The sequence below is a fragment of the Gillisia limnaea DSM 15749 genome (assembly GCF_000243235.1).
In the GTDB taxonomy this organism is placed as follows: Bacteria; Bacteroidota; Bacteroidia; order Flavobacteriales; family Flavobacteriaceae; genus Gillisia; species Gillisia limnaea.
Map to the genome: position 1 here is coordinate 3345304 of NZ_JH594606.1, position 21688 is coordinate 3366991.

A 21688-nucleotide genomic window follows, 5' to 3' on the forward strand; every position below is an offset into this window, starting at 1 on the left:
GTAAAAGGGATGGTAATAAAATTACACTAAAAAAAATTAGGGTTTTTAAATCGGTTTGAATGCTTCTTTCAGCCTTTGCCCTAAGTCTTCAGTTTATCCATTTCAGTTTTTAATTTTCGGTATATAACCGGTTGGTGCCTGGTTCGGAATTTTTTTATTTTCCGTGTTTAGCCGGGTAGCAACGCAAAAACAATTATTATGAAAACACTGAATTTCTTTATCGAAAATTACAAGATCACTACAGAAGGGTTTAATTTTTTAGGGAAGATTTTTGTTCTTCTTGTTCTCGCGTTTATTTTTATTGCCGTTTTATTTGCAATATTTGGTGTAGCACTGGATTTTTTCCGTTGAGGAGCTCTTTCAGTTTTATCAATTAAACCGCTAAAAGGGAAGCTTTCCCACAACTTATAATTTGGGAGGCAGGAATAACATTGCTTCAAAAAAAAATCGGAACTCAATACCCAGCATTTATAATTGGAGACTTGTTGTTGCCCAGGCTTCTTAACTTTCCTATTTTTAGTGTCATTCTACTATAATTGGAAAGAAATGAAAAATATTAAGGGTAAAACGGTTTTGATTACCGGGGGAGGATCAGGCATAGGTAAACTTATGGGAAAGCTGGTGCTTGGGAAAGGAAGCAACCTGATAATTTTTGACATCAATGCTGCAAACCTTGAAACAACCATCTCTGAATTTTCTAAATTGGGTAAAGTATCCGGTTACCGGGTAGATGTTTCTAATCCTGAAGAGGTAGCAAGAGCCGCTTCTCTTATTAAAAAAGAACAGGGTGAAGTGGATGTATTAATCAATAATGCGGGCATTGTGGTAGGGAAATATTTTCACGAACACTCAATTCCGGAAATAGAAAGAACCATCAATATTAATGCGATGGCTCCTATGTATGTAACCCGTGAGTTTTTGCCGCAAATGATGGGGCGTAACTCAGGTCACATATGTAATATTGCTTCCTCTGCAGGATTGATTTCCAATCCGAAAATGTCCGTGTATGCGGCAAGCAAATGGGCGCTTATTGGATGGTCCGATAGTCTTAGACTGGAGATGAAACAACTTAAAAAGCATATAAATGTTACCACCGTCAATCCATATTATATCGACACAGGAATGTTTTCTGGAGTGCGTTCTTTAGTCCCAATTTTAAAGCCTGAAAAAGTTGCCATAAAAGTGATAAGGGCTATCGAGCGAAACCACATTTTTCTAACAATGCCCTGGAGCATGAGAATTGTTAGGCTAAGCCAGGGACTATTTCCGGTATGGTTCTTTGATTGGTTTGTAGGAAAGGTTCTTGGGATGTATAAAACTATGGACCATTTTGAAGGCAGAAAAAACTAATTTTTGAACCCACTAATACCGGCTCGTACCCTTCCGGATTTCATCGAAATTCTGAAGACTTCTCTCTTTTACAAACCTTGTGAGCTTGCCCGGATGCATTGGATTGCATAGAGCCTTTATCATTCTCCAGCTATTTTATATACCTTGTAGGCTGGAGCAGCTTATTCTACAAAAAACAGTTATATGGCAGAAATTTCGAAAAACAAAATTGAAAATATTCATAAAGCTCAAAAAGCATTTCAGGCATCCCATCAAACTAAAAGTTTGGATTTCCGGATTGATATGCTTAAAAAATTAAAATCGGCGGTAAGTCAATACGAAGAACGAATCTTAGAAGCACTCTGGAAGGATCTTCACAAATCTGGAGAAGAAGCTTACCTCACTGAAATCAGCATCCTTACCCAGGAAATAGATTTCCATATAAAGAATTTAAAAAAGTGGGTGAAACCCCAAAAAGTGCCAAATCCTGTATATCTTTTTCCATCTACCGGCAGGATTTATTATGAACCTTTGGGAGTAGTGCTTATTATAGCGCCCTGGAATTATCCTTTTCAACTTATGATGAATCCCCTTGTTGGAGCAATAGCTGCAGGTTGTTGTGCCATTTTGAAACCTTCAGAATCTACAGTACATATTGCAGCGGTCATGGATGAAATGATACATACAACCTTTGATGAAAATTATATCGCATTGGTTCAGGGAGATCAGGAGATAGGGGAGTACCTGCTAAAACAACATTTTGATAAAATCTTTTTTACAGGAAGCACAAAAGTTGGAAAAATAGTGATGAAAGCTGCAGCCGAAAATATCACTCCTGTTATCCTCGAGCTGGGAGGTAAGAGTCCCGGGATTGTAGATGAGAATGCAGATATAGATCTTGCGGCAAAACGCATTGCCTGGGGGAAAACCATCAATTCCGGTCAAACCTGTATAGCTCCAGATTACCTGCTCGTTCATCATTCAGTAAAAGAGGAATTAATTCAAAAAATCCCGGTTTATCTTGAAGAAATGTACGGTAAAGATCTACAGAAAAGTAAATACTATGCCAGGATCGTTCATCAAGAAGCTTATGATTCGTTAGTGGATTTATTGGACAAAAGCAAAGGAAATATCCGGTACAGCGGTACTTCTAGCAGGGAAGAATTGTTTCTTCATCCAACAATTGTGGATATGACCTCACCAGAGACGGATTCCCTGATGCAACAGGAAATATTTGGCCCAATATTGCCGGTGATCACGTATACAAATTTAAAGGAGGCGATCTCTTTTATAAATTCCGGTGAAAAACCCCTAGCGCTCTATTATTTCGGGAAAAGTAAACCGGCTGAAGAGGTTATAAGAAAAACCAGCTCCGGAGGAGTTTGCATTAATGATACCCTAATGCATATTGCTAACCATCACCTTCCTTTTGGGGGCGTTGGGAATTCTGGTTTTGGGAGGTACCATGGAAAGGAGAGTTTTCTCGCATTCAGCAATCAAAGAGCCGTTTTAAACTCGCCTACCTGGATGGATATACCTTTTAAATATGCCCCTTTCAAATATTTCAAGTTTATAAAGAAGTTTTTATAAGTGCGTAAGCCAGATAATCATTTCAATGTATCTACTTTTGCCTTGCTTCTGAAATAGACCGGACCTCTGGGAGATTTTCTTAAGATTGTTTTTTCCTGTTTTTAATATTGATGTATTGAACTCCGAAGGATAGGATTAACAGCAGTAAAAACACAGAACCGGAAATAAAGAAATAAGAGTAAAAGTTGGAGTAAGAATCAGAAAAGCTCAGGCAAACAATGGTCATAATATAACAAAAAGAGAATAGGAAGAATAAAATGTAACGTAGGAGAGTTAAGGATTTGGGCATATATTCGGAAATGTTAATTTCATTTAAATTTATCCAAATATAGTGTTAAAATTCACTTTTTGTTATTCTATTACTACTAATCATAAAAAAAGCCTTAATACAATTTTGAGATGCTTTTTTTAGATATATCCTCAATCCTGAATCAATTGACCCTAAGTTTAATTCCAGTTATTTGATTTAGTAATATTTTTATAAAATTATTAACTAGTAAATGAAAAGTCAATAATTTTCAGAGGGTTATTCTTTTGATGTTTTTGCCAATTTATAAAGATTAGTATGTTACTTTTGGTTTTCTTAAACTTTTGCGACGAACCAATGTACTAAAAATCTCGGATTTCATCTTTTAAATTTTCTTGCATCGTCAGAAAATTTATTGCCAGCATGAGACTTAATAATTCAATGCGCACCCGACCTGTAATGGCGGATTTCATCGAAAATTAAATTTCTTCTTGGCATTCAATTTATACCACCCTGGGATAGATGATGTTTTGGATTATTAACTAAGAAAGCTTATTTGAATGCCAGAAATACAACATAATGGATAAATTAATTGACCTCATTGAAAAGGGGGATGCCGATAAAATACTTTCTGAAGAGGATTTATTTCCCAAATTTAATAGATTGGTGAAATATGGCTTGGTGGTACTAAAGGATGAAAAGGTTTTTCTAACCGAAAAAGGAATTCAGGGGAAAAAGGAAGGGGTAGAGGCATTTATTAAAAAGGAAGAACTAGCGCGGATTCAAAACCAACACCTACAACAAGAAAATTCTAATAAAAAAGGTAAGCGATTCTTTAAAAGAATTAGCCCTCCAAAACTTATACATTGGGGATATCTAATGATTTTATTAGCACTGGCTTTAGGCAATAAGCTGTATCAGTTAAAAATAAGAGGTAAATTCAAAAAGTAATTTATACACTATAGCAGCTAAATCAACTACCGATAAGAACAGCCCATAAAATTAAATTCAGGCCAAATTCAATGCCTTACGGATTAAGCTTTTCTACTATCTTTGTCGTAATTACGGTACTATGAGTTTTACACTTCTCTCCTCCCCACTACAGGGATTTACAGATTTTAGATTTCGGAATGCTTTTAATCACTACTTTGGAGGTATAGACACTTTCTATGCGCCTTACATCCGGTTGGATGGAAAACTTGTTGTTAAAAACTCTTACCAACGTGATATCCTGCCTGAAAATAATACCACCCCGGAGTTAATTCCACAGGTTATTACAAACGACGCAGATGAATTTTTGTTTGTTGCAAAGTATGTTCAACAGTATGGTTACAAAGAGCTTAATTGGAATTTAGGTTGTCCATATCCTATGGTTACAAAGCGTGGTATGGGTTCCGGACTTATTTGTGATCCCGCAAAAATTGATCATATTCTGGAGAGGGTACATTCAGAAACAAACATTGTGGTATCTATGAAAATGAGAATGGGTTATGAAAATAGTGAAGAGATTCTTAATGCATTCCCGGTTTTGGACAAATATCCCCTTAAAAATATTGCCATTCACGCCCGCATAGGAAAACAGCTTTATAAGGGAGGAGTAGATCTGGAAGCTTTTCAACGTTGTATTGAGCACACAAAACATAAGTTGTATTACAATGGTGATATCACATCGGTAGCTGCATTTAAAAGCCTGCAGGAGCGTTTTACCGGGATTGACCACTGGATGATTGGAAGAGGGCTTATTGCCGATCCTTTTTTACCCGGAATGATAAAAAATAATACCACCGAATATCCCAAAAACAGATGGGAATTATTCCGTGAGTTTCATGATACTATATACGAACAGTACGATGCAGCCTTATCCGGACCAACACCTATCAAAATGAAAATGCAGGGCTTTTGGGATTATTTTTCCCATTCTTTTTCCCATCCACAAAAAACTTTTAAGAAGATCAAAAAGGCCAATAATGCGATCGCATATAAACAAGCCGTTCGGGAAATACTAAACAGCGAACAATAAACTACCTTTGTAAGCATTTAATCCCACAAATGGGTTTAACCCGTTTGACCGTCGGGCAGGTTCCCCATTCCGGTAGCTCGGGATGGCTCGAATGAAAAAATAATATTCCAATCCATACCTGGTGGGTCTGCCCGTACAGTTCGGGCGGGCTTGCCCCAAGGTAGTTGATTTTTAAGCTGCAATTTTGAAAGATATATTACTCCTTACGCCACCTTTTACTCAATTAAATACTCCGTACCCTGCAACGGCCTATCTAAAAGGCTTTTTGAAGACAAAGGATATTGATGCCTTTCAAATGGATTTGGGTATTGAAGTTATTCTGGAGCTTTTTTCTAAAAAAAACTTCACGAGATTGTTTGATATTGCTTTTGAAAAGGATGTTATTGTTTCCGGGAATTGTGAGCGTATTTATGCGCTAAAGGAACGCTACCTGCAACCTCTGGATGAAGTGATCCGGTTTTTACAGGGCAAAAATCCTACCTTTGCCAGGCAAATTTGTACCGATAATTTTTTGCCTCGTGCCTCCCGGTTTGAGCAACTTGATGATATGGACTGGGCATTTGGCTCTATGGGAATGCAGGATAAGGCGAAGCATATTGCCACGCTATACCTGGAAGATTTGTCCGATTTTATTATTGAATGTATAGACGATAATTTTGGGTTTAGCCGCTATGCAGAACGCCTGGGGCAAAGCGCCAATTCCTTTGACGAGATCTATACTCAATTACAACTGCCTATAACTTTTATAGATGAGATTACTTTAAAAATACTGGATACCAGGTTAAAGTTGATACAACCCAAATTGGTATGTGTTTCGGTGCCTTTTCCAGGGAACTTATACAGCGCTTTTCGCTGTGCCCAATATATAAAAGCCAACTATCCCGGAATAAGGATCGCCATGGGTGGCGGATTTCCAAACACCGAACTGCGCTCGGTTTCAGATATTAGGGTTTTTGAATTCTTTGATTTTATCACCCTCGATGATGGAGAGTTACCCATAGAATTAGTATTGTCTAATGTGCTGGATCCAACTCCGAAAAATCCGGAGTACAGGCTGTTCAAAAGAACTTTCTTGATGGAGAACGGAGAAGTTACCTATAACAATACTTCAGCGAGAGCAGACTATAAACAGGCTGCGGTGGGCACTCCCGATTATTCTGATTTGTTCCTCAAAGAATATATATCGGTTATAGAAATTGCTAACCCTATGCACAGTCTTTGGAGTGATGGTCGTTGGAATAAACTCACGATGGCTCATGGTTGTTATTGGGGAAAATGTACCTTCTGTGATATTTCCCTGGATTATATAAAAATATACCAGCCTGTAGCCGCGAAATTACTGGTGGACCGCATGGAGCAATTGATCGCACAAACCGGAGAGAATGGATTTCATTTTGTGGATGAAGCAGCACCTCCCGCGCTTATGAAAGCGGTAGCTCTTGAAATTATCAAGCGAAAAATTACGGTTACCTGGTGGGCCAACATTCGATTCGAAAAGAACTTTACCCGCGATCTTTGTATGTTGCTGAAAGCTTCAGGATGTATCGCTATTTCCGGCGGACTTGAAGTAGCATCAGACCGGCTACTGAAATTGATAGACAAAGGCGTTACAGTGGAGCAGGTGGCACAGGTCACCCGAAATTTGACCGAAGCCAACATTATGGTGCATTCTTATTTAATGTATGGGTATCCAACGCAAACGGTTCAGGAAACTGTGGACAGTCTGGAAATGGTGCGCCAACTTTTTGAAGCCGGCGTTTTACAATCCGGGTTTTGGCATCAGTTTGCCCTTACCGCACACAGCCCTGTGGGTTTAAATCCTTCAGAATATGGCATCACGCCACATTACAAAGACATTACATTTGCAAATAACGATGTGGATTTTGAAGATCAAACGGGAATTGATCACTCTCAGTTTAGCTACGGATTAAAGAAATCCCTTTTTAATTTCATGCACGGGATTGGTTTTGAAAGGCCACTTCAGGAATGGTTTGATTTTAAAATTCCGAAGACAAGGATTAAAACCGATCTCATTCAGGACTTTTTGCAATTCGAACCTAATTTTAACATCCAACCCACTGCAAAAATCCTGTGGCTGGGTGGAATGCCTTTGGTTGAGGAACAGCTTAAGACCAAAAGAGGCGTTACCCGTCATCAGCTCCACATGACTTTTCACGATACGAGACAAAGCTTTCATATCACTCTGGAAAAGGAAACAGGCGATTGGTTGTTGCATATGCTGGAAATGATAACCCCACATCAGGAAAAACAAGTCACATTTTCGCAACTCAAAACAGATTTTGAAACCCGGTTTGAAGATTTTGAACTGTTTTGGTTCTCAAAACCTATAAAGGTTTTAAAAGAACATGGCTTGCTGGTTTTGTAGTGGGATTCTGTAAGATTTTTAAGATAAATTTAAGAAATGAAATTCTGATTCTATTCGGGCGGTATTTACATGAGATTCCGGATAGTGCTGGGTTGTGAGCTTACTTCATGCTAACTGATTAAAATTAATGTTATATTTTCATTAATATTTGGAGATTTTATAAATATTTCAAAGAATACTAATTAAATAAATTATCTTGGAAATTATTAGATAAAACAGGAGTTATGCGATTTGTGATAAGCTATGTTAGTACTGCAATTAGAGAACTCCATCAGGATGAAGTTGTGAATATTTTGGAAGAAACTCAAATCAGAAATAATAAACATGGGGTAAACGGTTTGCTTATTTATACCAGCGGTAATTTCTTTGAAGTAATAGAAGGTGAGAAAATTAGGATCACGGATCTTTTTAAAGTGATCAAGGAAGATCCAAGACATAAAAATATTATACTGATCTTTGAAAAAGAGGTAGATAAACCATTATTTAAAGATAAGGATGCAAATTTTATATCTGAAAATACCCTGCATCGCCAAATGGAGGTGGAAAACTTTTTGTATTATATAAAAGATCTTGACGAAGGTACCCAAACAACGGTTAAAAATATTCTTAAGGCCATCGCGACAAACAGTTGATTTCTTAAAATTCGCGAAGGAATGAAGACTGGTCCTGAGCGGTCAATACGCTATTTAACATTTTAAAAAAGAAAGTAGATAAGAACACCAGCCAATCCGCCAAAAAGTAAAATGTGAAACAAAGCAAATATACTTTTAAAAAAAAATATATCACGGCTGTTGGAAAACGGGGGATTCAAATCCCTTGTTTCCAAATATTTTTTAACTGCTTTCATACCTTGGTTTTAATTGGTTGCCCTGGAAGGATACAAGTTTAAGTCCAAAATTTTCTGTGACTCATTTCAATAGGCTATAAAAGACTTAAAACAGCCAATAAATTAACACGTAAATCTAATTAATGGAGAAGCAGACTTCATTTTAAAAACCTTATATTAAAATGTTTATGCCTAACATAAGCGTGCATATTTTTCTCTAAATCGATTAAATTTTTTAGTACTATTTTAACAAAAAAAGAGCAGAATAATTTTGCTGAAATAGGATGAGCAACTTTTTTAAGGCCTGGTATTTTTCAAATTTTGTGACGTTTTACCTGGTCTTTAAGGTAAATTTTGAAGCTGGCTCTGCAGCTTTCACTGGCATAAGTTCATTTGAAATCCAACGCTTTAAAAAACTTCATTTTGAGTTTTAGGATACTATAAAGTTTTTAAAGTTTTACATTTACAAATCGTTTGAAGATAATAGAGATACGAACCAAAATAAAGCATCCCGGTTAAATTGATAATTTGCTTAATTCAAATTCATTTAAATGTCACAAGGTAAAAAAATTCTGTTTTATTCCACCCTGGTGTTTGTAGGGGCATATTTTCTATTTACAGGTCTGGTTGAAGCAAAGGGTTTCCTGGCTCCGTTATTAACAGGAATAATACTTTCTCTAGTTGTACTTCCTATTTCCCGGAAAATGGAAAAAATTGGAATAGGAAGAGGAATTACCTCTTTTCTGTCTACATTTTTCATCTTTTTACTATCCCTCGCTTTTATGTGGCTTATTTCATTTCAGGCAAAGAGTTTTGTAGACGATTGGCCGGAAATCCAGGAAACTATGAAGCCTAAAGTGGAGCAACTAAAATCTTTTGTAATGGAACAAACCCCTTTAACAAAAGAAGATCTGAAAATTTCGGAGGAGGGCGGGGAGTCTGCTATTGTAGGAGCAGTATCCAACAACAAAGCAAAAGCTTTAGGGTTTTTCAGTCAGACATTTGGCTTTCTTGGAACCTATTTACTGGTGTTTATATATATTTTTTTTCTGCTTAATTATAGAACGAAATTAAAGAAATTTATAGTCTTGCTTTTCGCTGATGAAAAGAAAAAGGAGATCCAAAAAGTTGTAAATAAATCCGGAAATGTAGTTCAGGAATATTTGGTAGGAACATCGCTTTTAATGCTTTTTCTTGCCATAGTTTATTCCATTGGGTTAGGTATAACAGGTATCGATAATTTTATACTAGTAAGTATGATTGCAGCCTTCCTAACTCTAATTCCTGTGGTAGGAAACATAATTGGTTTCTCTCTTGCATTGGTTTTAGGTTATCTTACTACCGGGGAAACTTCGGTATTAATAGGGATCATAATCACATTTAGTGTAGCACAGATGCTTGAGAACTATGTGCTTCAGCCATTCGTAATTGGTGACAAGGTAGATCTGCATCCCTTTTTCGTTATTTTGGTGGTAATATTAGGAGGTGCAACTTGGGGTGTTATAGGAATGATTCTGGCTATACCGGTTATGGCCATTATTACCATAATCTCTTTGAACGTTCCTGCCTTATATCCTTTTGGGTATCTATTCAGTAAAAAAGCACCCGATAAAAAATCCTGATAGCGAAACAAAAAGCATTTAGTTTAAAACCGGGAATACGCTTCGGTATGCTTTCATTCAAATAATTCAGGTATTCCTTTTGCCTGATTATATTCCTACTCAAACCTTTTTTTTGCATAAAATAAAGATGCTATGTACTCAAATTCTTTTTTGAAGGATGGTTGATAGGACAAGTAAATAGAAACACATACCTACTTATTTTTAGATCCTGGTACTTTTTAATAAAGAAAGAAAAAGTTTTTCATCGCTGAAAAATCAAACTTTGGGAAGAAATACAGTTATGTTTAACATTTAATTTCAACAGAAAAATAGGTTGTTTTTATAATTTGTAGGGTATTAACTATCAAATTATAATTATTATGAAAAATAAAGGAAAGAAGCAGCCAGCCTCTAAAAAAAAAGAAGAAATGGCTAAAAATACCTCAAATCCCGAAGGAAAAATCTTAACTACCAATCAGGGATTAAAGGTCAATGATACCAATAATTCATTAAAAGCAGGGGAACGCGGTGCCACTTTATTGGAAGATTTTATCCTCAGGGAAAAAATTTTCCATTTTGATCATGAACGAATTCCGGAGCGAATTGTTCACGCCCGCGGAAGTGGAGCCCACGGTTTTTTTGAACTTTATGAAAGTCAGGAAGCCATTACGAAAGCAGGAATTTTTACCGATACCTCAAGAAAAACCCCGGTGTTTGTTCGATTTTCTACGGTGGCCGGTTCCAAAGGTTCTGCAGATTTAGCAAGGGATGTACGCGGATTTTCAACTAAATTTTATACAGAAGAAGGAGTATTTGACCTGGTAGGGAACAACATGCCAATTTTCTTTATACAAGATGCTATCAAATTTCCAGACCTTATCCATTCTGTAAAACCGGAACCGGATAGGGAAATTCCTCAGGCTGCATCGGCACATGATACATTTTATGATTTTATTTCTCATGCCACCGAGACTTTGCACAACCAAATATGGGTAATGAGCGACCGGGGAATTCCACGAAGTTTTAGAATGATGGAAGGCTTTGGAATTCATACCTTCAGGTTAATCAACCAGCAGGGCAAATCAAATTTTGTAAAATTCCACTGGAAACCAAAATTAGGAGTGAAATCTATTACCTGGGATGAGGCTGTAAAAATTCATGGAGCCGATGCCGATTTTCATAGAAGAGATCTCTGGGATGCTATTGAGGAAGGACATTATCCGGAATGGGAATTAGGGTTTCAGGTAGTACCGGAAGAAGACGAACATAAATTTGACTTTGACCTTCTGGATCCCACCAAATTGATTCCTGAAGAAATGGTACCGGTAAAAATTGTTGGGAAAATGACCTTAAACCGCAATCCCGATAATTTCTTTGCAGAAACAGAACAGGTTGCTTTTCACCCGGGCCACATTGTACCTGGAATAGATTTTACCAACGACCCCCTATTGCAGGGACGGTTATTTTCATATACAGACACCCAACTCTCGAGATTGGGAAGTCCAAATTTTAATGAAATTCCAATAAACCGACCGATTAATGAGGTGAACAACAATCAACGGGACGCTCAAATGAGAATGACTGTAAATAAAGGAAAAACCGCTTATTTCCCCAATTCCATAGGAGGTGGTTGTCCGCACCTGGCAAAAATGGCCGAAGGTGGATTTACCAGTTACGAGGAAAGGATCGATGGCAAAAAGGTTCGTGAACGAAGTGAAAGCTTTAGCGATCATTTTTCTCAGCCTGCACTTTTCTATCGCAGCTTAACTAAGCCCGAACAAAATCACGTTGCCGAAGCCTATTCTTTTGAGCTGGGAAAATGTACCTATGCTCATATTAAGCAGCGTATGCTTTGGTTGATCAATCAAATAGATGAAAGTCTGGCTAAAAAGGTTTCAAAAAATCTGGGATTAGAAATTCCGAAAAAGATCGATGAACCCATTAATCAGGCAATAGGTGCCGATGCGGATGTCAAAAAACATCAGCCTGGTAAAAAGAAAATTTACCTTGACAAGTCTGCTGCATTAAGCCAAACCCATATAAAATCTGATAGTATAGCCACAAGAAAAATCGCTGTACTTGTAAGCGATGGTTTTAAAGAAAGTGATTACAATAAAATAAAAAAAGCGCTTGAGGCTAAGGGAGCCATGGTTCAAATAATAGCTACTCATGGAGGTGAAGTGAATTGCGATAAAGGAGATAAACACCCGGTTAAGCATTCCTTGATGACTACCGAGAGTGTTCTTTTTGATGCGATTTATATTCCCGGAGGTAAGCAAAGCGTGGAAGCATTAAAAAAGGAAGCCAAGGCTAAGAAATTCATCAATGAGGCGCTAAAACACTGTAAGGCAATCGCAGCCGATTCTGAAGGAGAAGAGTTGCTTGATGTAACTTATGCCCTGGATTTTAAAGATGATGAAGCTATTTGTATTAATAAAGATGCCTCAGTATTCATTAATGCTATCGCACAACACAGGAACTGGAAGCGGGAAGAAGCGGCAAAGGCTATTCCGGTTTAAGGTGCTTTCTTAAGCAGTTACTTTTTATGCCGTTGCACCTTTGGTGTAGCGGTTTTTTTGTTTTTTACAATTGAAAAGTGTATCATTTTTGAATACTTCGATCGAGGATGTAGCTGAAAAAAATCGGAGGAAAATTTAATGGCGCAGAGGATTTAGGAATTTGATAAGATTTCCAGAAACAATGAGATTGGGTATCCCTTGAAGATCTAATTGGAACAAGACGGGTTTCAATATTTCTTTATATAAGAACTCTATCACTGCTGAAGTTTTAGTGAATTATGTTTTGTATTCTATGTATACCAGCTTATCTCAATGGTTGGTTATATTTTTAACTTCCAAACCTGTTCCCCTATTTTCAGATAAAAAGGAATTATAAAAGTTTTCTGCAGCCATTTGATGGGGTAATAAAACCCGATAAGCTCCCAGTTCGTTTAAAGCCTTAAAATCTTTTTCGTGAATTGCGGTAAGATATATTTTACCTTTATACCCCATTCCTTTAAGTGTTTTAATGAGGTACATAGAATGATCGATATCGGAAACGGTACTTATCACATTTTCGACATTTTGAAATGGAACACGCTCCAGGAGTTCTGGGTCCTCAATGTCTCCATATACAATGCTTGAGTTTTTTTTCTGAAAATTCTTGACAACCGTTGGGTCAAAATCTACACCCAGGAATCTTACTTGAGTGTGTTCCTCCAGTAATTTAGCGAGTTTTCCTCCAAATCTTCCCAGGCCAAAAATTATAAGTTCATATCGATTTGAGTTCAAAGTATTCATTTCAATTTCCTTATTTGGGTTCTTCTTTTCAAAAATACCCAGGACAGGAGCAATAACTTTATAGATTTGGTGGGAATAAAGAATAAGGTACGTGGAAAGTCCTATAGTAATTAAGCCTACCAGGGTAATCAAGGCCAGAATTTCATCATTGATATGGCCAATGCTAAGTCCTAAACCGGCAAAAATAAGGGAGAACTCACTTATTTGGGCAACGGTTAAACCTGCCAGAAATGCCGTTCTCTTTCTATACCCCATAACGCCCATTATGATCAAAACAATAATGGGATTCCCAATTAATACAAAGGCTGAGAACAGCAGGGCAGGAGTAACCTGGCTCCCGATTATAGATAGGTCCAGGTTTGCTCCAAGATTTACGAAAAAGAATATGAGCATAAAATCTCTTAAACTTATAAGCCGGCCACTTATAGCCTCTTTGAATTGTGAGGATGCCAAGCTAACCCCGGCGAGAAAGGCTCCAACTTCTCCGCTAAACCCCATTAATTCACCGGCTGCTGCAAGTGTAACAGCCCAGGCAATGGCAAACAGGATCAACATTTCCTGGGATTTTGCAAGAAAAAAACTCAGGCTGGGAATTACCCATTTCATGGCGATAAGGGTAATGGAAAAGAGAATTCCTCCGGCCAGCAAAGTTTTAACAATAGCATAAGCCAGAGAAGCATCGGAGTTTTGGCCAAGGGCAGAGAGAACGATCATTACCAGGATGACCACAATGTCCTGAACAATAAGAAACCCAATCGCAATTTGGCCGTGTAAAGAATCGATCTCTTTTTTGTCACTGAGTAATTTTATAATAATAATGGTACTTGAAAATGTGAGTCCCACGGCGATATAGAAGCTATGTAAATTGGAAAACCCCAGGCTAATAGCGATAAAATATCCTATTAAGGAGGTGAAAAACACCTGGCCCAAGCCAGTCAATAGTGCAATCTTCCCAACAGATTTTATGATGCGTAGATCAAGGTTCAACCCTACTATAAATAATAAAATGGCAATCCCTATCTCTGCAAGCAGGTGAATATATTCTGTAGATTTCACGATATCCAGAACAGAAGGTCCCACAATTATTCCAAGAGCAATAAACATTACAATAAGTGGCTGTCGCAGGAATTGCCCCAGGGCTCCTAAAACAGCCGCCAAAAAAAGGATGAGTGCTATCTCAAAAAATGGATTTTCTAAAAGTATCGAAGACCAGGGCATCACGGGAGTATAATTAAAGGAACTGCACCGTGATAAATGAGATCATTTACTACAAATTTTCTAAAAACCTGATCTTTGAGGCTACGAGACCCTTTTTGTAACACAAGAAAAGTTTTATTATCCCTTGGCATATAATTCTTTATTTCTTCAAAGGCATTTTTTCCGGAAAAGATCTTATAATTTGTATTAGGCACCTTTACGCGATAATCTTCACTAAGCTGCCTAATGTATTTTATGGTGTCATTTTCCTTATCATCCGGAGTTATAACCGAGATGAATTCGAGTTCCAGTACACTTCCTTCCAGCGTTCTTAAAAGGTGATCCAGTCCCGATCTATTTATAGGATATCTGTAATTTATTCCTACGATCAATTTTTCTGGTTTTAAATCTTTTGTCTTTAATGGAACTGCAATGGTAACAAGGTTTAAATCGTCAATTATCTTTGAAATGGTACTGCCTAGAAAGATCTTTTTTAAGATTCCGGTTCCTTTAAGGCCGGCAAGCACTACATCGTCAGAATCATAACTTCCAAGTTCAGGTAAGAGCAAAATAAGTGGTTTTTGAGTAACCAGGTATTTTATATTTTTTTGTGCTGAAATTTTTTCCCTCGCCAGCTCTTTTAATCTCTTAAGGGCTTCACTTAATTCAATTTCAATGATCTCTTTTCGGCTGTTATCATCAGAAAGAGCAGGGACTATTCCGGCTACCTGGTGGATCAATAAAATATCGGCCTTTGTAATATCGGCCAGGGTTTCTGTAAAGTTCAGTAAGTTCTCAGAGTATGAGGAAAAATCTATTAACGTAATTATTCTTTTTTTCATTTTATACAAGGTTTTTCCTCCAGGAACGAAGTGATTATTTAATATTTTCTGGCTTGAATTATACTTTAATTTACGATTTTTCAAGGAATTAACATCAAAAAAAGGTAGCCTGTAAATAAAAAATGTAGAATTTTTTAAAAGAATTAATTTTTTGGAAAAGCACGCTAAGCTAAGTTCTATGCTTTCTGCCTGTATAAGGAAAACAACATGCTAAAAATTAGATTTAGTTCTATTATTCATTAAATTGTAAATAATAATGAAAATATAGAGTTGTATTATCAATAAAGTAATGGGTTTTTAAAGACAATGACGTTCTCCCTAAATTTGCCCGTTAAATTGTTCAGAGACTATTTCGAACCATTCAACAACCTTGGGTCACCAAGAGTTTCCTGCCTCACTAGTTTATTTATACGAATAGAAATATAATCTAATTCATTGTTCACCTTTCCGTAGCATTTATAAATTCCTTTGCTCCTAAGGGGATATTTCTCTGCAATAGCCGAAAATTGGACGGTATCGAAGATAGTTGCTTCGGAATCAAAGAAAGTTCCGAAATACATATACTTCCCATTGGAAGTGCCGGTTTTCTTAGCGGTTATTAGGTCACCATAAATTATTATCTCCCTACCTACATAATTGCTTAAGTCCTTTGCCTTTACCGAATCTTCCATAGCATATCTAAGCAATTTGAAATGGGAATAAAGCGGAAACCCCAGGAGCTCCATTTGATCGAAGGCTTCTATACGATGTGAATATTCAAACTCCGGTAATTCAAAATCTTTATGAGGCGTATTAAAAAGGCGTTCCTGTTGGGTGGAGGCTTTGGAGGCATTTAGTTTAAAATGAGCTTTCCATAATAAATGATGTTTATCCAATCCCGTAAACCTAAAGGCGTTTATCTTCAGTAAAATACTTAGCTGTTCAATAGAAATATTAACCCGGTCTATAAAATCATCAAGAGAGGTAAATTGTCCAAAAAACTGCCGGTTTTCCAGGATTTTCTTTACCGTTTGAGTTTCCAGTTCTTTGATATAACCTAAACCCAGGTAAATATCTTTTCCGTAAATTGAAGTAGGATGATCACTTTTATTAATACAAGGTGCATATACACTGCCCCCACATTTTCTAATTTCCTGAATATAGGTTTCTACATTATAGAATCCACCGCCATTATTAAGCGCAGCTACCATAAACTCAAGAGGAAAATACTTTTTTAAATATAAGCTCTGATAACTCTCAATGGCATAAGACGCTGAATGTCCCTTGGGAAATGCATAACCTGCAAAAGATGAGATTTGCTCCCAAACTTCACTAATGATATCTTCGGAATAACCTTTTTCCCTGCAGTTACTCCTGAATTTAGCCTGAATTAACTCCATTTGCCCTTTTGAAGTTTTCTTCCCGCTCATCCCTCGCCGCAAGACATCGGCATCTTCAAAACTAAGTCCGGCAAATTTATGTGCTACTTTCATCACATCTTCCTGGTAAACCATAATCCCGTAGGTGTCGTCCATAATTTCCAACATAACAGGATGGCCTTGTTTTCTTCGTTCAGGGTCCCGATGGCGTTTTATGTACTCTTCTTTCATTCCCCCACTGGAAATACCGGGCCTGATAATTGAACTTGCCGCTACCAGGTTCAAATAATTATCGGTTTGTAGCTTGGTAAGCAGGCCACGCATGGCCGGGGATTCCACATAAAAAACCCCCATACAATTACCGGTTTTTAATAAATTATTGATTTCAGGATCTTCTTTGAAAACAGCGATATTTTCTATAGGTTCTATATAGGCATCGGGCTGATTTTCCTTTATAATTTCTATGGCATCGGTAATTTTTGAAAGACCACGCTGCGCAAGGATATCGAATTTATGGATACCAACTTCCTCCGCAATATTCATATCAATCTGGATAGTTTCAAATCCTTTTGGGGGCAAAAAAGTTGCAGCGTAATTATAAACACTATCGTTAAGAATCAAAATCCCGCCCGAGTGCACGCTTAAATAATTAGGAAACCCTTCAATTAGGGCGCTATACCTCAAAACAAGCTTCTCCATTTTATCCAACAGATCAAGATGGAAGAACCCTGCCGACAATTTATCAATATTCTCTTTTGGCAAACCAAAAACCTTCCCCAGTTCCCGTGCTACTGCGCGACGCTTAAAGGTTACATAGGTTCCCATAAGCGCTGTATTTTTATAGGTGCTAAAAATATGGGCAGTCACCTCATTGCGGTCCTTCCAGGAAAAATCGATATCAAAATCGGGAGGTGAGCTTCGGCTTTCGTTGATAAAACGTTCAAAATATAAATCCAGTTCAATGGGGTCTACATTGGTAATGCCCAGAATGTACGCAACAATAGAATTGGCTCCACTCCCTCGTCCAATAAAGGGGAATTTTCGAAATCTTGCATAGGTTATAATATCGTAATTGATTAAAAAGTAAGAGACAAACCCAAGTTTTATAATGGCATTAAGCTCCTTATGTATTCGCTCAAAAACTTTTTTATTGGCACTGGGGTATCGTTTTTCAAGCTTTTCATCACATAATTTTTTTAATCGGACGACATCAGCTGCAGCGTTCTCTCCTGCTACCAGTAAATTTCGGTTTTGGGTTTTTCCGAAGCGGAAACTCACCTCGCAGTTACGTATCAATTTTTGTGTGTTTTCCAGGATATACGGATACTCTTCAAACGCTTCAGCAATAACTTCCGGGAGCATCATTTGATCAGAAAAACTTCCTTGTTCACTTACCGGCAGTTTACTTAGCAGGGTATTGTTATCTATTGCCCGTAATAGCCGGTGGGCATTATAATCGCGTTTATTCCTAAAAGTAACTGTTTGTAGTAAAACCAGTTTATCCTTGTAGTTTAGGTAGCTGGAGAATTTAAGCTTCCGAAGACTTTCCTCTGAAATCCCTATAAATTCATTTTCTGAAAAAACAGTTTTTTTATTGGAGACTACCTTATCAAAAGGATAAATAATAAAACAATCCGGTAAAGCTGGAGCTTCGGGTTTAAATATTTTTTTTAGATGAAGATGATGGGAAAGGTGTTCATTCAACTGCCGGAAACCTTCATTGTTTTTGGCAATTCCTACATATTGTTGCCTGGCCCCATTTCTAAAGTCGATGCCTACCAGCGGTTTAATGCCGTATTGCGAAGCGATCTTTATAAAATTTAAACAGGCCGAAGTATTATTGATATCGGTAACTGCCAGGTGTTCCACTTTATGGGATTGTGCAAGTGCGCAAAGCTTTTCTACGGAAAATGTTCCGTAGCGTAAAGAATACCAGGTATGAGCGTTTAAATAATACATTATTGTTTTCTATGGGCCAGCACTACCGGTGGTTCCCCATTAAATGGATTGCCCATGCGGCCAATGGTTTTGGTGCCCAGGGTAACGGCGCGCATCACGCTGTGCTCCCCAAAGCGTTCCCTTATTTTATCAATAGAGTTATATAAATCGAGCATTTCCTGGGAATCATCAAAAAGGTTGATCTGGTAATTCCCGCCCACAAGTCCGCTAAATTTTACTCCGATTAAGCGAATCAATAACCGCCGGCTGTAGAGTTGTTTAAAAAGCGCATGCACCTTTGGGATAAGGATATGATCGGCGCTGGTATAAGAAATTCGGGCTTGTTTTGAGTAGGTTTGATAATCGGAATACCGGATCTTCACACTTACCACACTGGTGAGCTTATTACCGCGACGTAACTGGTAAGCCAGGCTCTCTGCCATGGCTGCCAGCGTAGCGTGAAGCCTTACCATATCTATGGTATCCCGGCCAAAGGTACGCTCGGTAGAGATCGATTTTCTTTCGTGATACGGAATAATGGGCGTATTATCCAAACCATTGGCGCGTTTCCAAATCGTCCTACCGGCTTTTCCCAACACGCTTTCCAGCATTTCTACCGGCATTTCCTGGATGGTTTTGATCTCGCGAACCCCAAGGCTTAACAACTTTTGATAGGTCTTATTTCCTACCATCGGAATTTTATTGACATTTAAAGGGGCTAAAAAATGCTTTTCAGTTCCTAACGGAATAATAATTTCGGCATTGGGTTTCGCTTCCCCGGTGGCGATCTTAGAAACCACTTTATTTTGAGACAAACCAAAAGAAATTGGCAAACCGCTTTCTTTAATAATACATTGCCTGAGTTCGTGGGCAAACTTATTGATCCCGAAAAATTTATCCATCCCACTTAGATCGGCATAAAACTCGTCTACGCTGGCCTTTTCGAAACTTGGCACCTTACTTTTTATAATTTCGGTAACCGTATGGGAGTGTTTGGTATAAGTGCCCGCATTTCCTTTAATAACAGTAGCTTCCGGGCATAGTTGCCTGGCCACCTTCATCGCCATTCCCGAATGTACTCCAAACTTGCGGGTCTCATAACTACAGGCTGCTACAACACCTCTATCTCCAGTACCTCCTACCAAAAGCGGTTTGTTTTGTAATTCAGAATTAAGCAGACGCTCTACCGAAACAAAAAATGTATCAAGATCCAGGTGAAGGATAGATTTGCTTTTCATAATTTGGATTATTTCCTATTAATTGGAATTTTTCCAAATTTATAAAATCGGGATGAGATTATTAATATGAATACGTTAATTTTAAACCGATGGGTCTAAAGAATTTTATTAGGTTAGAAATCCGCGCCAACTTAGTTGGAGGAGGTGTCGTCACGGATTAGAAATCCGCGCCCACTTAGTATTGGAGGAGGCGTCGTCACGGATTAGAAATTTGCGCCCACTTAGCGATCACTTCTTAACTCCCGGTTGGTTAAATTTAAACCCGGTTTCCTCTTTTTTCCTGTCTACCATTTCCTTTACGTCTTGAAGCAATTTTTTTGCATCATAGATGATCCCGTCTTTGATTGTATATTTTACACCGCCAACACGTACCACCTCATTTTCTTCTGTAAGCTTGATAGCGCCGGTGCCATAGAGTACTTTAAAGTTAGCAAGGGGATTCTCTTCCACGACTACAAAATCTGCCAGCTTACCCACTTCTACAGATCCCAGGTCATCTTCCACACCCAGCAACTCTGCGCCGTTAAGGGTTGCCGCCATAATAACTTCAATGGGGTGCAGCCCCGCCTCCCGTAGCAATTCAAGCTCCCGGATATACGCAAATCCATACAGCTGAAAAATAAATCCGGAATCTGATCCTGCTGTTACCCGTCCGCCACGGTTCTTGTATTCATTGACAAAATCCATCCACTTGCGGTAATTCCTTTTCCAGACCACTTCTTCCTCTGTACCCCAAAAGTGCCAGTAGGAGCCGTGGGAAATCTTGCTGGGTTGATAAAACTCCCAGAGGGAAGGCATGGTATAATCCTCGTGCCACTCTGCAGTGCGCGCCCGCATAAGGTCGCGGCTGGCCTCATAGATATTGAAGGTAGGAGAAAGAGTGAAATCCAGTTCCAGGAGTTCTGTCATCACAGTGTTCCATTTTTCACTACCCGGATCTGCAGCCTGTTCCCAAAGTTTTCCTGCCTGGCTAAATCTGTCCTGTTCATTGTTGTAGTTATAGCTGGCAGGATAATCCTGCACGATACGGTCTGTGAACATAGCTTCCGGAAGGCCGTACCAGTGTTCCATACTATTAAGTCCAGCCCGTGCCGAATGAAGCACGTTCCATTTGGCCACTGCCATTTGTGCATGGTGGGCTGCAGACCTTAATCCGGCCTTTTTATTTTCATCAAGGGCCGCTTCCATGATCTTTGGTGGCGCGCCGAAGAATTTTATTCCATCTGCTCCCCGCCTTTTGTTTTCCCTCACCCATTCCCGGGCTTGTTCGGTGGTGGAAATCCCTTCCTTACTTCCCTGTCCAAAAACGGTGTAGGCATAAAGGCGTGGCGCAGTGATCTCATTGGCCGCGCTTTTTTTCTTCTGGTCCAGCACCCAATCGAGTCCGTTCCCGGCAGAAGGATCCCTTACTGTGGTTACTCCGTGGGCCATCCAAAGCTTAAAAACATATTCAGCATCTGCTCCCTGTGCTGTGCCGCCAATGTGCCCGTGTACATCTATAAACCCCGGAAGGAGGAACATTCCAGTGGCATCTAGTTCTTTTCCACCTGCTTTCAGTATTGGTCTTTTAGCGGCATCGATCGCTACCCCGGGATATCCCACCACATGCACCCCGGTGATCCGGTTCCCGGAAACCACCACATCTACGGGTCCCGTGGGTGGCGCACCATTCCCGTTGATAAGCGTCACGCCCCTTATAATAAGCTGTGACCACGGGCCTTCCCCCTCAGCTCGGGGTGGAGCTTTTTCTACCTGTGCTGTACTTAGCTGGAACATTAAAAAGAAAAGTAGGTATTGCATGGTGGATTTCATAGCGT

The 21688-nt window shown here is 38.6% G+C and carries 14 protein-coding genes; 9 read left to right on the top strand and 5 right to left on the bottom strand.

Annotation, left to right across the window (positions count from 1 at the left end; all coding sequences use genetic code 11):
- The first annotated feature begins 198 nt into the window (after nt 1-198).
- The 9 genes from GILLI_RS18610 (at nt 199) to GILLI_RS16735 (ending at nt 12518) form a co-directional block, all read left to right on the top strand.
- Entirely contained in the window at nt 199-351 is a 153-nt protein-coding gene (locus tag GILLI_RS18610) for a hypothetical protein (protein ID WP_169312735.1), read from the top strand.
- 195 nt (nt 352-546) lie between these two features.
- Nucleotides 547-1350, top strand: coding sequence for an SDR family oxidoreductase (locus GILLI_RS16700; protein WP_006990300.1), 804 nt, complete (start codon nt 547-549; stop codon nt 1348-1350).
- A gap of 183 nt (nt 1351-1533) precedes the next feature.
- Nucleotides 1534-2919: an aldehyde dehydrogenase gene (locus tag GILLI_RS16705; RefSeq protein ID WP_006990301.1), complete on the top strand. Its 1386-nt coding sequence runs from the start codon at nt 1534-1536 to the stop codon at nt 2917-2919.
- Nucleotides 2920-3745: 826 nt separating this feature from the next.
- The gene (locus GILLI_RS16710) at nt 3746-4117 is read left to right on the top strand and encodes a hypothetical protein (protein ID WP_006990302.1); all 372 of its coding nucleotides are present in this window, start codon (nt 3746-3748) and stop codon (nt 4115-4117) included.
- Nucleotides 4118-4238: 121 nt separating this feature from the next.
- The gene (locus tag GILLI_RS16715) at nt 4239-5186 is read left to right on the top strand and encodes a tRNA dihydrouridine synthase (RefSeq protein ID WP_006990303.1); all 948 of its coding nucleotides are present in this window, start codon (nt 4239-4241) and stop codon (nt 5184-5186) included.
- Nucleotides 5187-5370: 184 nt separating this feature from the next.
- Nucleotides 5371-7572 carry a B12-binding domain-containing radical SAM protein gene (locus tag GILLI_RS16720; protein WP_006990304.1) on the top strand — a complete coding sequence of 734 codons (2202 nt, stop codon included), beginning with the start codon at nt 5371-5373 and terminating at the stop codon, nt 7570-7572.
- A gap of 224 nt (nt 7573-7796) precedes the next feature.
- Nucleotides 7797-8204 carry a BLUF domain-containing protein gene (locus tag GILLI_RS16725; RefSeq protein ID WP_006990305.1) on the top strand — a complete coding sequence of 136 codons (408 nt, stop codon included), beginning with the start codon at nt 7797-7799 and terminating at the stop codon, nt 8202-8204.
- 745 nt (nt 8205-8949) lie between these two features.
- On the top strand, nt 8950-10020 hold the full coding sequence (locus GILLI_RS16730; protein WP_006990306.1) for an AI-2E family transporter: 1071 nt from the start codon (nt 8950-8952) through the stop codon (nt 10018-10020).
- A 359-nt stretch (nt 10021-10379) separates the two neighbouring features.
- Nucleotides 10380-12518 carry a catalase gene (locus GILLI_RS16735; protein ID WP_006990307.1) on the top strand — a complete coding sequence of 713 codons (2139 nt, stop codon included), beginning with the start codon at nt 10380-10382 and terminating at the stop codon, nt 12516-12518.
- 309 nt (nt 12519-12827) lie between these two features.
- Here GILLI_RS16735 and GILLI_RS16740 read toward each other — a convergent pair whose 3' ends face one another.
- The 5 genes from GILLI_RS16740 to GILLI_RS16760 form a co-directional block, all read right to left on the bottom strand.
- Nucleotides 12828-14516, bottom strand: coding sequence for a cation:proton antiporter (locus tag GILLI_RS16740; protein WP_006990308.1), 1689 nt, complete (start codon nt 14514-14516; stop codon nt 12828-12830).
- Nucleotides 14516-15337 (bottom strand): universal stress protein, encoded by an 822-nt coding sequence (locus tag GILLI_RS16745; protein ID WP_006990309.1) that lies wholly within the window; start codon nt 15335-15337, stop codon nt 14516-14518. Before GILLI_RS16745 ends, GILLI_RS16740 begins: the two co-directional genes overlap by 1 nt.
- A gap of 347 nt (nt 15338-15684) precedes the next feature.
- Nucleotides 15685-18654, bottom strand: a complete 2970-nt coding sequence (locus GILLI_RS16750; RefSeq protein WP_006990310.1) for a DNA polymerase III subunit alpha — start codon at nt 18652-18654, stop codon at nt 15685-15687.
- On the bottom strand, nt 18654-19871 hold the full coding sequence (gene dinB / locus GILLI_RS16755; RefSeq protein WP_006990311.1) for a DNA polymerase IV: 1218 nt from the start codon (nt 19869-19871) through the stop codon (nt 18654-18656). The genes GILLI_RS16750 and dinB overlap by 1 nt, the downstream gene beginning before the upstream one ends.
- A 228-nt stretch (nt 19872-20099) precedes the next feature.
- A complete protein-coding gene (locus GILLI_RS16760) occupies nt 20100-21683 on the bottom strand; it encodes an amidohydrolase family protein (RefSeq protein WP_006990312.1) in 1584 nt (527 codons plus the stop codon).
- Nucleotides 21684-21688 lie beyond the last annotated feature (5 nt).